The sequence below is a fragment of the Pedobacter indicus genome (genome assembly GCF_003449035.1).
GTDB lineage: Bacteria > Bacteroidota > Bacteroidia > Sphingobacteriales > Sphingobacteriaceae > Albibacterium > Albibacterium indicum.
In genome coordinates this window covers 721,404-736,500 of sequence record NZ_QRGB01000001.1, presented here as the reverse complement: position 1 = coordinate 736,500, position 15,097 = coordinate 721,404, and the positions used below count along the sequence as shown (strand labels likewise).

At 41.0% G+C, this 15,097-nt stretch carries 11 protein-coding genes; 7 read left to right on the top strand and 4 right to left on the bottom strand.

Features of this window, described 5'->3' with window-relative positions; all coding sequences use genetic code 11:
- The first annotated feature begins 149 nt into the window (after positions 1 to 149).
- The 7 genes from D3P12_RS03410 to D3P12_RS03380 all read left to right on the top strand — a co-directional run bounded on the left by D3P12_RS03410 (position 150) and on the right by D3P12_RS03380 (position 9,028).
- Positions 150 to 1,448: an acetylxylan esterase gene (locus D3P12_RS03410; protein WP_118193680.1), complete on the top strand. Its 1,299-nt coding sequence runs from the start codon at positions 150 to 152 to the stop codon at positions 1,446 to 1,448.
- Positions 1,449 to 1,467: 19 nt separating this feature from the next.
- Positions 1,468 to 2,490 (top strand): carbon-nitrogen hydrolase family protein, encoded by a 1,023-nt coding sequence (locus D3P12_RS03405; protein ID WP_118193679.1) that lies wholly within the window; start codon positions 1,468 to 1,470, stop codon positions 2,488 to 2,490.
- The gene (locus D3P12_RS03400) at positions 2,483 to 3,952 is read left to right on the top strand and encodes a right-handed parallel beta-helix repeat-containing protein (protein ID WP_157970245.1); all 1,470 of its coding nucleotides are present in this window, start codon (positions 2,483 to 2,485) and stop codon (positions 3,950 to 3,952) included. Before D3P12_RS03405 ends, D3P12_RS03400 begins: the two co-directional genes overlap by 8 nt.
- An 11-nt stretch (positions 3,953 to 3,963) precedes the next feature.
- Complete coding sequence (locus tag D3P12_RS03395) at positions 3,964 to 5,355, top strand: enolase C-terminal domain-like protein (protein ID WP_118193677.1); 1,392 nt, start codon at positions 3,964 to 3,966, stop codon at positions 5,353 to 5,355.
- A 73-nt stretch (positions 5,356 to 5,428) separates the two neighbouring features.
- A complete protein-coding gene (locus tag D3P12_RS03390; protein ID WP_118193676.1) occupies positions 5,429 to 6,427 on the top strand; it encodes a plastocyanin/azurin family copper-binding protein in 999 nt (332 codons plus the stop codon).
- A gap of 7 nt (positions 6,428 to 6,434) precedes the next feature.
- Entirely contained in the window at positions 6,435 to 7,937 is a 1,503-nt protein-coding gene (locus tag D3P12_RS03385; protein WP_118193675.1) for a DUF7133 domain-containing protein, read from the top strand.
- Between the two features lie 14 nt (positions 7,938 to 7,951).
- Positions 7,952 to 9,028, top strand: a complete 1,077-nt coding sequence (locus D3P12_RS03380; protein ID WP_118193674.1) for an acyltransferase family protein — start codon at positions 7,952 to 7,954, stop codon at positions 9,026 to 9,028.
- A gap of 738 nt (positions 9,029 to 9,766) precedes the next feature.
- On the opposite strand, the gene D3P12_RS03375 is transcribed toward D3P12_RS03380, so the two are convergent.
- From D3P12_RS03375 to D3P12_RS03360, 4 genes are all read right to left on the bottom strand, one after another.
- A complete protein-coding gene (locus D3P12_RS03375) occupies positions 9,767 to 10,669 on the bottom strand; it encodes a DUF4886 domain-containing protein (protein ID WP_118193673.1) in 903 nt (300 codons plus the stop codon).
- Positions 10,670 to 10,681: 12 nt separating this feature from the next.
- Positions 10,682 to 12,940: a GH92 family glycosyl hydrolase gene (locus tag D3P12_RS03370; RefSeq protein WP_118193672.1), complete on the bottom strand. Its 2,259-nt coding sequence runs from the start codon at positions 12,938 to 12,940 to the stop codon at positions 10,682 to 10,684.
- Between the two features lie 119 nt (positions 12,941 to 13,059).
- Positions 13,060 to 14,496: a phytoene desaturase family protein gene (locus D3P12_RS03365; RefSeq protein WP_118193671.1), complete on the bottom strand. Its 1,437-nt coding sequence runs from the start codon at positions 14,494 to 14,496 to the stop codon at positions 13,060 to 13,062.
- A gap of 19 nt (positions 14,497 to 14,515) precedes the next feature.
- Positions 14,516 to 14,974, bottom strand: coding sequence for a lipocalin family protein (locus tag D3P12_RS03360; protein ID WP_118193670.1), 459 nt, complete (start codon positions 14,972 to 14,974; stop codon positions 14,516 to 14,518).
- Between the last annotated feature and the right edge of the window lie 123 nt (positions 14,975 to 15,097).

The following is a 15,097-nucleotide window of genomic DNA, read 5'->3' as shown; positions in this document are numbered from 1 at the left end:
CCTCCACTCCTACATGAAGGCATTATTTTTTTCCGTTGGTTACGTTACCATAAATATAAAATAAAACAATTTATTGAGCGATAATTTTTACGAATTATAAATATTTTGTGTTAGTTTTAAAGACTAATCCTAAAAAACAACCTTATTTTATGAAAATAGTCAATCTACTAATTCTTGCTGTATTCTCTTCTTTTTGCGTTTTTGCTCAGGACAAAACCACAGAGCTAACAGTTGAGGTCACAGCCGACCATCCTGATTGGGTCTACCAAAGAGGAGAAAATGCGAACTTCACAATTCAGGTAAAAGAAGATGGGGAACCTGTTGAGGATGTACTTGTTAAATACCAAATTGGTCTGGAAAGAATGACGCCTTCTGTAGAAGATTCCGTTCAATTATCTGCTGGAGTGCACCAGATAGATGGTGGAACGTTGAACGAACCCGGTTTCTTGCGTTGCATAGCAACCGTAGAACGCGATGGAAAGGTTTACCGGGGACTTGCAACAGCAGCGTTTGAGCCTGAAGCGATCGAGCCAACGACCACGATGCCTGAAGATTTTGAAGTATTTTGGGACAGTTTGAAAATGGAAGCAAAAAAAATTCCGCTTAACCCTAACGTTCGATTATTAGAGGACAAATCAACGGAAGAGGTTAACGCTTATGAAGTTAGTATTCAAAATATTGATGGAACTTTGATCTATGCTGCAGTTGCTGTTCCTAAGAAGAAGGGAAAATATCCGGGAATATTGATGGTTCCGGGCGCTGGGGTCAGACCCTATAATCCAGATGTTTCAACCGCAGCTAAAGGCTTTATCGTAGTAAAAATGGGGATACACGGAATACCAGTAACCATGGCACAAGAGAACTACACGGAATTAGCCAAAGGCGATTTATATGGATATCCGACGTTTAACTCAAATGACAGAGATAAGTATTATTTCAAGCGTGTTATTATCGGATGTATCCGAGCTTTAGATTACTTGACGAGCCTTCCAGAATATGATGGAGAAACTCTGGGGGTAACTGGCGGCAGCCAAGGAGGCGCACTTACGATTATTACGGCTGCCTTAGACAAGAGAGTAAAATATCTAGCCTCTTACTTCCCTGGGCTTTGCGACCTGACCGGTCCGCTACATGATCGAACGGGAGGTTGGCCGCATACACTCGAAAAAGAAACACCAACACCAGAGCTGATTCAGACGACACGCTATTACGATGTAGTTAACTTCGCCAAGTTATTAACAATACCGGGTATGTACACTTGGGGGTTTAATGACGAAACGTGTCCGCCAACTTCGATCTCGGCAGCGTATAATTCAATCACTGCACCTAAAGACGTATTTATCATCAAAGAAGCTGGACATGCTTACTTTCCACAACAACGAAAAATCATGAATAACTGGTTCCAAGGAAAATTAAAAACAAGCCACTATACGAGCCATATTAACTAACATAATAAATCCCAAAATTATGATTAAAAAATTAAAAACTACTCGTTTTTTAGTGGTCTTCATACTGATCAGCGTGTTGGGTTCATCACTACTAACCAAAGTAAATGCTGCGGAACGTATCAGGATAGCGACTATAGGCACAAGAACGCCAACCTTAGATAAAAGCCAAGGGCATCAGAAGATGGTCGAACAAATGATAGCCTTCTGGAAGAAAGAATTAGAGCAGGTAATCCACGATAAACCAGATTTGATTGTTTTACCAGAGAACTGTGATTTCCCGTGGGGATTGACCAATGAGGAGAGAAATGAATATATCCGAGTACGCGGCAACCAGATTATCGACTATTTCGCTTCGGTTGCTAAATCGACCAAAAGTTACTTTGCTTTCGGGATGCGAAGAGTTGATGGTGACGGGAACCTAAGAAATTCTGGAGTATTGTTGGACAGGGCAGGGGAAATTGTAGGCATATACGATAAGAACTATCCGACCATCGGTGAGATGGAAGCAGGGATAAAGCCAAGCACTGAGGTACCTGTATTCGAATGTGATTTTGGCAGAGTAGCGATTGCTATCTGTTACGACCTTAATTTCGATGAACTACGTGAAAAGTATATTGCACTAGATCCTGACCTGATTGTGTTCCCATCTGCCTATCATGGAGGCTTTGTACAAAGTGATTGGGCCTATACCTGTCGTGCTTATTTTGTCGGATCAATTAGCGGTCGCGGCGCCCCGTCGCAAATACGCAACCCGATTGGTGAAATCGTAGCTAGTTCAACTAATTATTTTAATTTTACTGTCGCTGACGTAAATCTTGATTATGAATTAGCTCACTTGGATTACAATAGGCTAAAACTGAGACAACTAAAGAAAAAGTACAACAACACCGTGGAAATTACCGATCCCGGAGAAGTTGGCGTTGTACTTGTTACCAGTGAAAATGATAACGTAAGTGCAAAGCAGATGGTCGAAGAGTTTAAGATTGAGCTTGTAGATGATTACTTCCAAAGGTCTCGCGAAAAGAAAAAATCATATGAATAATATATTAAAACACACAAACAAAAACTATTCTCCCTGCAGGCTTGCTCTGATAATTTTTACTCTATTTTTAACATTGTCAAGTTGGGCAGCAGATGTCAAAGAATTCGGAGCAAAGGGGGATGGGAAAACCGATGATACGGAAGCGATTCTTAAAGCGATACAGAACAGTGTTAATGGGCAGATAGAGTTTCCAAAAGGTGAATATAAAATTACCCGCACGATAGAAATTAGGCTTTCCGAACATGGCACACTTAGTGTATCGGGAAACGGTGGCACCGGTAAAATTTTAATGGCAGGCGAAGGACCAGCATTTCGATTTATTGGTTCGCACGATAAAGGCTCGGCTCTGCCCTCAACAGTAAAGCCAATTACTTGGGAAAAGGAAAGAATGCCGATGGTCTCGGATCTTGAGATTTTGGGATTAAACGAAAAAGCTGACGGACTGGAATTCAGAAATACCATGCAACCAACGATACGTGGTGTCCTGATCAGGAACGTGCGAAATGGTATCCACTTAACTTCGCGAAATCGAAACATTATCATCGATAATTGCCATATCTATAACGCAAGCGGTATCGGAGTCTTTTTAGATGATGTCGATATCCACCAATTTATTATCAGCGACAGCCACATAAGTTATTGTAAAAAGGGAGGAATTAAAGTCTCTGGTAGTTCAATCCGAAATTTTCAGATTACCGGAAATGACATTGAATATAACTGTGATCCAGAAGGTGTTGTATCCGCAGATATTTTGATTGATTGCAGTCAAGAGGGGAGCAGTGTAAGGGAGGGGACGATATCTGGCAATACCATCCAGGCCATCTACAGTCCCGGAGGAGCCAACATCCGATTTATAGGAAGTGCTAGCAACGCTAATAAAATAGGTCTATGGAGCATTACCGGGAACCATATCGGGAATCAAGATTTTAATATTGATTTGGTTCAGAGCAGAGGTATCAGTATTATTGGAAATACTTTTATGCGAGGCTATGATCGGAATATCGTAGTCAAAAACAGCAAAAATATCATTATGAGTGACAATATTATTGACCGCAATGAAGACTATTATCTTAAACCATCCAAGTCTGGTGGCGTAATGATCGAGCATGGACAGAATATTATCTTTAACAATAATATAGTAGAGGGCTCTGAAGCAGGAGATGAACAAGTGGGAGGTTCGGTATTAGTAAGAGAAAGTAAGTATATTAGTCTCAATAATAACCAAATCAAAGATGCCCGGTATCATGGGATACAGGTCATCGATAGCAAAGGCATTATGGTTACAGACTGTATCATTACAGAGGATTTGAAACAACCAAGGATGATATCAGGAATTGCTCTTCAAGGAGAATGTGCAGAAACAGTCGTACGTGGAAATACAATACGAACCGGAACGAAGGCTGCGATTGACAATAATGCAAAAAGTGTACTTTTAGAATCAAATATTATTACAACCAACTAATCAATAACTGAATGATCGATAGACGAGATTTCCTTAAATCAGCAGCCGTTTTAGCTTCCACTTCAAGTCTCGATCTATTGAGCGAAAAGCTTTTTATGACAAATTCAAATAAACAGATCTCAATAGATTATATAAATGCTAACTTTCAACGTGAGAAGCTCGCATCACCCTATGGATTTAAAGGGAATTTCCTGTCCGAGCTTTGGCAGATTGTATCACAGATCAAATCGACAACAGGAAATACGGGTACAGGTATTGCAACGCAAAGCGTTCTATATGCAGACTCAGATCTTTTTGTCGATTGCACTGAAGCCGAAGGCAATGCGCTGATGTTTCTAACGGTTAATAAAGCATTGCATATCTTAAAGGAAAATCCATTCAAGGATCCAATTGAATTAATGGACCGTATACTTCCTGAAGTACACTCTGAAGCTAAGCGAATTACTCAAAAAACTGACTTAAACATCAATTTCGTTTATAACGCTTTGGTAAGCGTGGACAACGCCGTCTGGCTGCTATATGCTAAAGAAAATAAGTTCTCCTCATTCGATAGTATGCTTCCTGAAGCATACAGAAAAACACTATCACATCGGAACAAGAAAATAGCAATCATGTGTGCGGTTTCTTATAATACTCCAATGGAGGTATTAAAGAAAGAAGTGGAAGACGGATATTTCGTCATTAAAATAAAAACAGGTGCACCGGGCACACAAGAGGAAATGGTGGAAGCGGATATGAAAAAGTTGACCGAAATTCATCAAACTTTAAAAAATTACCGTACCGATCAGACAAGAGACGGTAAGCTGATCTATACGTTGGACGCGAATGGTCGATACGAAAAGAAGGCTACCTTAGTAAAATATTTGGAACATGCTAAATCAATCGGTGCCTTCGACCAAATTATTCTCTGTGAAGAGCCTTTAGCAGAAACCAACACAGAACATGTCGGTGATCTAGGTGTCCTTGTAGCAGCTGATGAAAGTGTTCATAACGAGAAAGATGCGCTCCGAAAAATAGAATTAGGTTATGGTGGTTTTGTTCTCAAAGGAATAGCAAAAACATTGAGCCAGACTTTAAAGATAGCCAAATTGGCATATGATAGAAATCTCCCATGTGCGTGTGCTGATTTAACGGTTAATCCTGTTTTATTGGAATGGAATAAAAATATCGCAAGCCGGCTCGCACCATTTCCCGGTTTAGGAATGGGACTATTGGAAACTAATGGGAATGTTAATTACGAAGATTGGAACAGAATGAAAAATTACCATCCACACGCAGATGCATCGTGGACAGAGGTGAAAAATGGCACTTTTGAGCTAAATGATGATTTTTTTGAAAAAAGCGGCGGTATTTTTACCCCATCCACCCACTATCAAGACCTTTTAAACAACCCGATTACATAATACAATATTAACTATCGTGTATATAAAAAAATCCTTACTCCTATTATTGACAATATTTTTTTGTCAAATAGGAATGGCACAAGAAACGGAAAAAACCAACATTACATTGCGTGCCGTACCAGGTTTAAAGTTTGATCAATTGAGGTTTAGCGTAAAACCAGGAACATCTGTCAGCCTGACTTTAATCAATAATGATGACATGGATCATAATCTTCTGATTACTGCGCCCGGTAAGCGAGAGGAAGTGGTGAAAGCCGCCGATGCTTTACAAGACAAAGGTCCCCAGATGGATTTCATCCCCCAATCAGAATCTGTGTTATGGTCCATACCGGTTATTTCGCCTGGAGAAAAACAGTCTATTAACTTTGTTGCACCATCTAAAACGGGTGCGTACCCATACGTTTGTACCTATCCCGGCCATGGGCTCGTAATGTTCGGCGTCATGTATGTAACCAGTGACGAGATGCCGCCATTAGCGGATGATCCGAATATCCCTCAGATGCATAAAGAGACTCAAGACCATGCTGATCATATTGAAAAGTCTACACCCTATTTGTACCGTACATTTATCGATGATATTGGGCCTGCCGTAATAGCTGTCAGACTCACGAACAACCTATCTTATGCTTGGGATGCAGCTGAATGCCGATTTCGGTATGCGTGGACGGGAGAGTTTCTGAATATGGATAAATTATGGGCAGGTCACAAGCAGGCTACGGCAATCGTCCTGGGTAAGAAAAAATGGGACGAAAGTGACTACCCTTTGCGGGTCGGCACCCAAGGAAATATACCCGACGTAAAATTTAAAGGATATAAACTTGTTGATCGTTACCCTGAATTCCATTATACGATAAATGGAGTAGATGTTTACGAGTTAATTAAAGAATCAAAGGACGGAAGTGAATTAACAAGGAGTTTCAGAATTCCGAATACCTCGCAAAAAGTTTGGTTCTACGCTTCAGCCGATCAAACAATCCATTACTCTAATAAGGGAAATTGGTCCAAAGGTTTTCTTGAATTAAACCCTGAGGAAGCTAGGAGTTTCAAAATTATCATGACTAAGAAAAAGTAACATTTCGATGAAAAAACTATTTGTTATACTATCCATTGCATTAATATACTTTTCCAGCTGTTCGGATAAAAGTGTATCAAATGCGGATGTCCCTTATCTTGTTGAGAACATCCCTTCACCAGAAAATGTAGACGCACAGGTCGGTGCCCTCGACTTTTTCTCTGACGGCAGACTTATAGCTGGGTTTCTAAGAGGGGAAATAATGATTTACAATCCTCAGACCAAAGAGTGGAAAATGTTTGCCGAGGGTTTACATGAACCGTTGGGAATTCATATCGTGAATGACTCAGAAATACTGGTCATGCAACGCCCCGAACTTACTAGGGTAAAAGATACCGATGGTGATGGATATGCTGATCTGTATGAAACCGTTACGGACGATTTCGGCATCACGGGAAACTATCATGAATTTAATTATGGTCCTGTTATCGACGCAGACGGAAATATATTTATTGGCCTCAATTCGGCTTCATCAGGGGGATCCAACATTGCCCATGTTCGTGGCGACCTAGACACCGTATCCATGGGCCAAAAGGGTCAAATGTATTCAGCAGTACCCTACCGAGGTTGGGTTATGAAATTGGATAATTCTGGTGAACTACGACCCTATGCTAGCGGATTGCGTTCTCCAAATGGGATGGGGTTTGATACAGATCAAAATCTATTTGTAACAGAAAATCAGGGAGACTGGGTAGGAACGAGTGCTCTATATCACATAGAAGAAGGGAATTTCTATGGACATCCTTCTAGTCTGGTATGGAAAACTTCATGGAAAGGAGACAATCCCCTACTCCGACCTGTAGAAGAATTAGATAAAATGAGGACCAAAGCTGCTGTTCTTTTTCCTCATGGAATCATCGCAAATTCTCCGACTCAACCGCTACTTGACAATACGAATGGAAAGTTTGGTCCTTTCTCTGGACAGCTTCTCGTCGGCGAAATGAATAGCGGACGTATCGTGCGTGTCATGCTAGAGGAAGTTCAAGGGGCAATTCAAGGAGCTTGTGTATTTTTTCTAAATGGTGACAGCCTCAGGAAAGGCAATAATCGACTCGCCTTTGCACCTGACGGCAGTTTATGGGTGGGTCAGGCTGAATATGGATGGGCGGGATCAAGAGGGATTCAACGCATCGTTTATACAGGAAAGGCACCAATGGATATCTACTCGATGAACTTGAGTCACACAGGATTCAACCTGAAGTTTACACAAAATGTCAATAAAGAAGCAGCGGAAAATGTGGCTAATTATAAAGTCCGCAGGTATCGCTATCAATATCATAAAAAGTACGGATCTCCGCAAACGGACTTAAAAGAAGTGACCGTGACAAAAGCAACGATTATAGAAAACGACGAGATCTCGTTAGAGTTAGAAGAGCTTGACGCGGGTTATGTATATGAACTTACCCTGAATAATATCAGTTCCCAGAAAGGCGACTCGTTAGTCAATAATTTAATTTGTTATACTGCAAATAATTTACTTCTTTCAACGAATACGAATAGTCCAAACTAAAAAGTAAAATATTTATGTCGCATGCTAAGCCTGAATACCTAAAAAGCAAGAAGCATTTTGAAGTATTAGACGGATTAAGGGGTATTGCAGCTCTAGCTATTGTCATATTTCATTTTATGGAATGGATATATCCTGATCCAAGCCAGAATTTTATTGGACACGGATTTTTGGCAGTCGACTTCTTCTTTTGCTTATCTGGATTCGTAATTGGCTATGCCTATGATGACCGGATCAAGACTATGGGAATAAAGGAGTTTTTCAAATCCCGGCTAATCAGACTGCACCCTTTGGTGATCTTTGGATCGGTATTAGGACTGCTAGCCTTTTTATTTGACCCCTTTAGCGGAGAGTCCGAACTGTACAACACCGGGCGCATTATCTTACTTTTTATCTGCTCTGCTTTCCTGATCCCTTTCCCTTCTATGGAAGAAAGGGCCTATAATAATTTTGGTTTAAACGCCCCATCATGGTCACTGTTCTGGGAATACGTTGCCAATATCATCTATGCTTTTTTCCTTTGCCGATTAAATAAGAAAGCTTTGATCGTCCTTACGGCGATAGCTGCTGGGATTCTCTTCTATGTGAGTTTTCATGCGGGCAATCTGCTGGGCGGATGGAACGGAGATACCTTCTGGCATGGTGGCGCCCGTATTTTTTATTCATTCTCAGCAGGATTGTTAATTTATCGTTTTAACTGGATTATCCGCAATAATTTGGGCTTTTTCGGATTAAGCATCCTCTTGGCTGCCGCTTTTCTAGCACCCTCTCCTAATTGGAGCTGGTTGTTGGAATACTTAATTGTACTCTTCTTTTTCCCTTTGCTCGTTTCCCTCGGTGCTGGAACAGTAACAAATAGCTTTTCCAAGAGATTCTGTACCTTTTCCGGTGACATGTCCTACCCCTTGTATATGACTCATTATGCCGGCATTTGGATATTCGGAAATTACTTTATGAACTACCAACCGGATTCAACGGAACTTACATGGATCGTCATCGGCGGCACACTCCTGATGCTCATTTTTGCCTATATAGTAATGAAGTTCTACGACAAACCAGTTCGGAAGTACCTAAATGCAAAACGACGGAAATAACGAGCCTATAATCTCTTCAGTTTATAGTAATGGTACTATTTTAAGATTTATGATTCAGATTAATAATAGGGCGTAAAAAGTTGTTCATTTCTCCGATAATGCGTATTTGAGACCTATTCTAACAGGTGTGCGACCAGCTTATGATCAAGCGAAATTGTGCCAAGTCTTTCGATCCTGTTCCTAGTCATGAAGAAGATGAAATTGGCAAAGTAACCCCGGTTCCTTCCCTGTCCTCCCCATAAATACCGAAAATCAGGAGGCGCACACGGGGATCATAGGGAGGTACAGGGGAGGGACATAGAACGAGACTAGGATAAAGGATGCTCCAAACCGATGCTCGTTTGCATGGTATTTTATCCGAATTCGCTTACAACCTTGTTCGGATCCACAGGCGAATTTTTACCGAATTATTTGCTTATATATCCCTATTTTCGTCGATTTGAACGAGAGGAATAGGGAATTAATAGATAATTAATTGCTAAATACCCTTTACAAGTTTTTACCAAGATACTCTAAGGTTTTTTTGTTTTTTACCCTTTTTGCATTGATCTTGTATATACTCATCTTCCTTTCTGTCGTTCAGCGCTTCGACGGGCGAACTTATGGTGAAGAAATCTTTGATAAAGGCAAATTGGTTTTAAACAAATTGATCGACTCAATTTTCTTTGCGGAAAATTGAAATTAAGTACTATTTAAAATGCACAACGGGTTAAAATACTTACAAAAAGGATAACGAGCTTACAATCTCTTCAGTTTGGTCACTTTCTTTGGTTTCTTCACTGCTGCATGAGCGGCTTTCTGGGCAATTTTCACTTCCTTTTCAGACATCGCCTCTGGTCGGTAAGAATTACCAATAACACTTTCGCCGAAAATGATTTCATACCATGCGCTAGATGCAGTATACCGTCCTATATTGAGATCGAGATGATATCCGTCGCGTGTAAAATGATCACCAATAGAACTTGTACGTGCATTTTGTATTGCTGTTCCCGCCGGGACAACCGCATCTGCACCAATCATATCCTTCACTTTTGCATAGGTACTGACAATAGCCTCATACATTTTCATTTGGTCATTATCATAATTAGCAAAACCTTTGTGAGTTGAGGTCTGCTCATAAGCCCAAGTCTGATGAAGTAAATACTCTACATCGGGATTTTTCACACGTTCCTTTACATAGCTGAAAACAAAAGGAAGATGTTCTTTAAACGTTTCAAACTTCCCTGACAGCGAACTAACTTGTTGAAAGCTGATATAATCCCAATCTTCATCATCCAAAGCTTGGGAAATAGACGTATTTTTCGTGACAACCTTTACTCCATTTGTGTCAATTTTTCTATAACTATATGCCTTGGCATCTGAGAGGGCATTATTATAATGTTTCTCCAAAGGAGCTCCGCCGATATAAAGATTACCTATAATCACCGTTTTACCCCCAGCTCGCGCTAACCCATATAAATGATGCTCAACGGCATCGTCCGAAAAGCTATTGCCAATGGCCAGCACCTTAACAATTCCGTCGCCATTTGTATCTCCTCCTTTAACATCAAAATACGTGGCAGCAATATTAACCTGCAGACCCGCGCTCAGTGCCAGGGAAAGAACAAATAACCTTAAAAAGACTTTTCTATTAATTTTCATAATTACATTGTTTTAATATCGAAATGACGGTGGAGCCGACTCTTCAGAAGCACCCCATTGTTTATTAGCAGTATCCCCCATCACAAATTCCAAAACACCCCCTTTTTCTAGATCTTCATGTGCAAACCATGGCTTGTCCAACTTCCTGCCATTCAGCGAAGCCGATTGAATGTACTTGTTTTTTGGAGAATAATTCTTCGCCACTACCACAAATTCATTTCCATTGCTGAGGTGAATTGTCGCTTTCTCAAAAAATGGAGACCCAATGGTATATACCGGCATTCCTGGAGTTACCGGATAAAAGCCCATCATCGAAAAAACAACAAAGGCAGACATGCCACCCCCATCTTCATCACCTGGAACTCCCATTAGATCATTTCTAAACCATTGGTCCATGAGCGTATGAATTCGCTTTTGAGTCATCCAGGGTTGCCCTGAATAGGTATATAAGTACGGTATGTGCAAACTAGGTTCGTTCGCCATTGAAAATTGACCAACATTTCCAGTATGATCCGGAAGCTGGCTATAAAAGTCAAATTTACTCTTCCCTAAAGGTTCTCGAAATGTCTGATCGAGGTTCTTATTAAACTGATCTCTGCCTCCCATTAAGGAAATCAGGTCCGCAACGTTGTGAGGAACATCCCATCGATAAACCCAGGCATTATTTTCCCCATAAAATTCACGGGCTCCCTGTCCGCCTGAATAGCGGTAATCAAAAGGTTCGATGAAGTTTCCATCTTTGTCTTTTGGATGAAAGAACGCGGTCTCCGCATTAAAGATATTTCGGTAATTAAGTGCTTTTTCAGAAAAATACTCTGCGTCCTCCTTCTTATTTAACATAGTCGCAATCTGCGCTAGACTCCATTCGTCGTAAGCAGTTCCCAAGGTTACAGCAACCGGCTGTCTTTTTTCAAAAGAATGCACTTCCGGAACGGTTTCTTCCTCGCCCGGGTGTAATGCCGGAATATAACCTTTCGTGTGATAAAATTCATCCAACCAGCCAGCTGAATCAGCAGACCATGGCGCAAGCGTTTTCTCTAAAACCGCATTCTTTGATGCTTCATAAGCTTTCTCCAAATCAAAGCTTCGTAATCCTTTGGCCCATGCATCCGCAATCGTTACGATACCATGATTAGAGTTCATCCTCCGGGAATCTCCCGTTATTTCAGGAAATGTCGGCAGCCAAAAGCTTTCCATTTGCTCAGCCATCCTCAAAAAAGAATTGATAATATCCGACTCTGTTTCATGATCTATCAATATCCTTAGCGGGTGGGTAGCGCGATATGTGTCCCATATCCAATCATCGGTATAGAACGGGGTATCGTCTTGATGAACTTCCCCATCGAACGCACTAAAATATCTTCCGTCTTCGGTAATCGAGACTGGACGTTCAAAGCAACGATAAAGCGACGTATAGAAAACAGTTTTATCATCTTCACTGATGCCTTCTACAGCAATCTTACCCAACGCTTCATTCCATGCTGACCGTCCCTTAGCAACCAATGCATCAAGGTTGAAGTCTGGAATTTCTCTCCGTAAATTCTTTTCAGCCTGATCGGCACTAATAAACGAAACCCCATAACGAAATTTCACATCCTTAATTCCTTCTGCAAATCGAAAAGCCATCGCAACATTTTCGCCTTTCTTCTCAACGAGTTTCGGATTAATTCCATCTCCTAGCTCTAGAAACCCCGCTTTCTCTGGCTTAACATCTGTCTCAGCAAATAAATACACAACTGTGTTGTTCGCTAATTTCTGAGAAGCATAAACCTTATTCCCTTCAATTCTAATATCCCCATCAATCGTGTTAAAAATAAGATAAGCCGGCTTATCGTCGGCAAATCGGATCTCATAAAATGCAGATTGTGCTGAAGGTGCGAATTCGATTTTGGTGTTTTTTTCATCTAACGTCACTTGATAATGATAGGGTCGAATCTCTTCATTATCATAAGTAAAATGATATACTGCTTGCAGTTCGCTCTCGTCCAGGCCTTGTACCGGACTTAAATTAAAAGCCGAACGTCCACGATGACTGGAAATAATCAATGGCAAGCCTTTAATCTGATCAGAAGTATAATCGGACCGTTCCGGATAAACACGCAACATTCCATTCGGCAAATGGATAGTAGGATATGTCGGCACCAGCAAATGACTAATATTCCCCATCGTCGGATTTACATAATCAACAGGCGTCTTTTTAGGAATAGATTGAGCTACGGCTGTATAAATAGAAAAAAATATAAAAACAAGACTAATATTGAATCTCTTCATAAATTCATTTACTGTGTGTGATTTTCAAAGCATATCCTACTTTATCAACAATAATATATAAAAAGGAATTGGCTCGCAAATTTCGAGATCATTTTCGCTGTATAGCCCACAGCAGCCTTTTATTTTAAATTAATGCCAAAAACATCTTTTAATGCCCTTCTAGCTGCATGATAACCACACATTCCATGCACGCCGCCTCCCGGCGGAGTTGATGAAGAGCACATGTAAATTCCCTTCACCCCTGTTCGGTATGGAGAAAAAAGAGCTGGACGATTAAATAGTTGCCTAATATCCATGACCCCACCACCAATATCACCTCCTATATAGTTCGGATTGTATTTTTCCAACTGTTCGGTATTAAAGGTATGAGTTGCTAAAATCCGGTCTTTAAAGCCCGGTGCGAATCGCTCCACCTGCTTCTCAATCACATTCCTCATATCTACGGTACTGCCTTTCGGCACATGGCAATATGCCCAAGCAGTGTGTTTACCCACCGGTGCCCGGCGATAATCGAACAAACTAGGTTGGGACAAAAGAACAAAAGGGGCTTCACTATGCCGTCCTTTATAAGCGGATTGCTCACTCATTCGTATTTCGTCAATGGTATTCCCCAAATGAAGTGTTCCCGCTCTCCGGGCATCTGCAGACATAAAAGGTATGGGGGCATCCAAAGCCCAGTCTACTTTGAATATCCCCATTCCGTAACGGAATTTTTTTAATTGCCATTGATAGATGCTAGAAAACCGATGGCCGGCAATTTCAAGTAATTGCTTTGGCGTAACATCAAACATCACAACCTTACTGGACGGAAGCTGCGATAAAGATTTTATGTAGATGCCCGTTTCAATCTTACCGCCAATAGAAAGAAAATAAGAGGAAAGGGCATCCGCAATTCGCTGAGAGCCACCAATAACTATGGGCCATCCTTTAATATGGCCAGTAGCTTGTAGAACTAGCCCAACCGCAGAGGTAGTAGACTTAGAAAGTGGTTGCATTGAATGTGCTGCCATCCCAGCCCATAGCGCTTTAGCTTCCGTTGTCTTAAAACGACGTGATAAACTGAGCGCTGAAGAAAGTCCGAGCCAGCCAAACTTAACCATGGCACTTGGATGAGAAGGTATTTTGAGCAGGGGACTTAAAATGTCTTTAGACAATTTTGACCAAGCTTCCAAGATAGGCCTCATCAAATCCAAATAAGCATGACTGTCGGCTCCTAGTCCGGAAGCTGTATATTCGAGTGATTTAGTTAGAACGGCAGCCCTTCCGTCGTCTAAAGGATGCGCTACCGATACTTCCGGAAATATAAAATCAACACCGAAATCAGCAAGTGGAAGACTGTTTAAAAAGGGAGAAACAGACGCCATCGGGTGTACAGCAGAGCAAACATCATGTAGAAAACCAGGCAAGGTTAGTTCTTCACTCCTTAAGCCCCCTCCAATCTGCTTCTTTGCTTCAATTAACAAAACAGATTTACCTTGTTGTTGTAAGGTGATGGCAGCCGCCAGACCGTTAGGACCAGACCCTACTACAACACTATCAAAATCTGTTTTATACATTATAGCACGAACTCAATGATTACGACTTTTTATTAAAAAACAAAACCGTATCAGAATCGAACTCATCAAGGCCACCGTAGACACCCAGTTCGGTCTCTGTTAACATATAGATATTAATACGAATCGATTCTTCCTCGCCTTCTGTATCGGTAAGGACAATAACATCGTCTCCAGACCACTCCCAATTAAAGGTCGTCGTAACGGCCCCCTCGTCGGTATAGTCTTCATAGACCGCCCCTTTCCCGTCGGCACTTAGTGTAAGCTCAAATATACGCCCGTCCCTAGCGTATTCTTTTTCGGCATCGCTTATACGTCCGTCGCCATTTCCGTCCTTACCGGCTGCGTATAACAACCAAGTTCCCTGAATCAGGGTATTTCTGTCTTTTTCAATTTTATCTTCATCCTTGTCACAAGAAACGAATGAAACGACAAATAATAAAGCGAATATAAACGGTAGAAGGTTTCTCACGCTTTTCATAATCAATGTTAATTGGTTTCCAGTTCGACTCAACAAAAATTATGCCCGACAAAATTTTCGAATTAATCATGGTAAATAATAGTGTTTTTGTAATTTCAACTCCTGACACAGATATGCATGTAA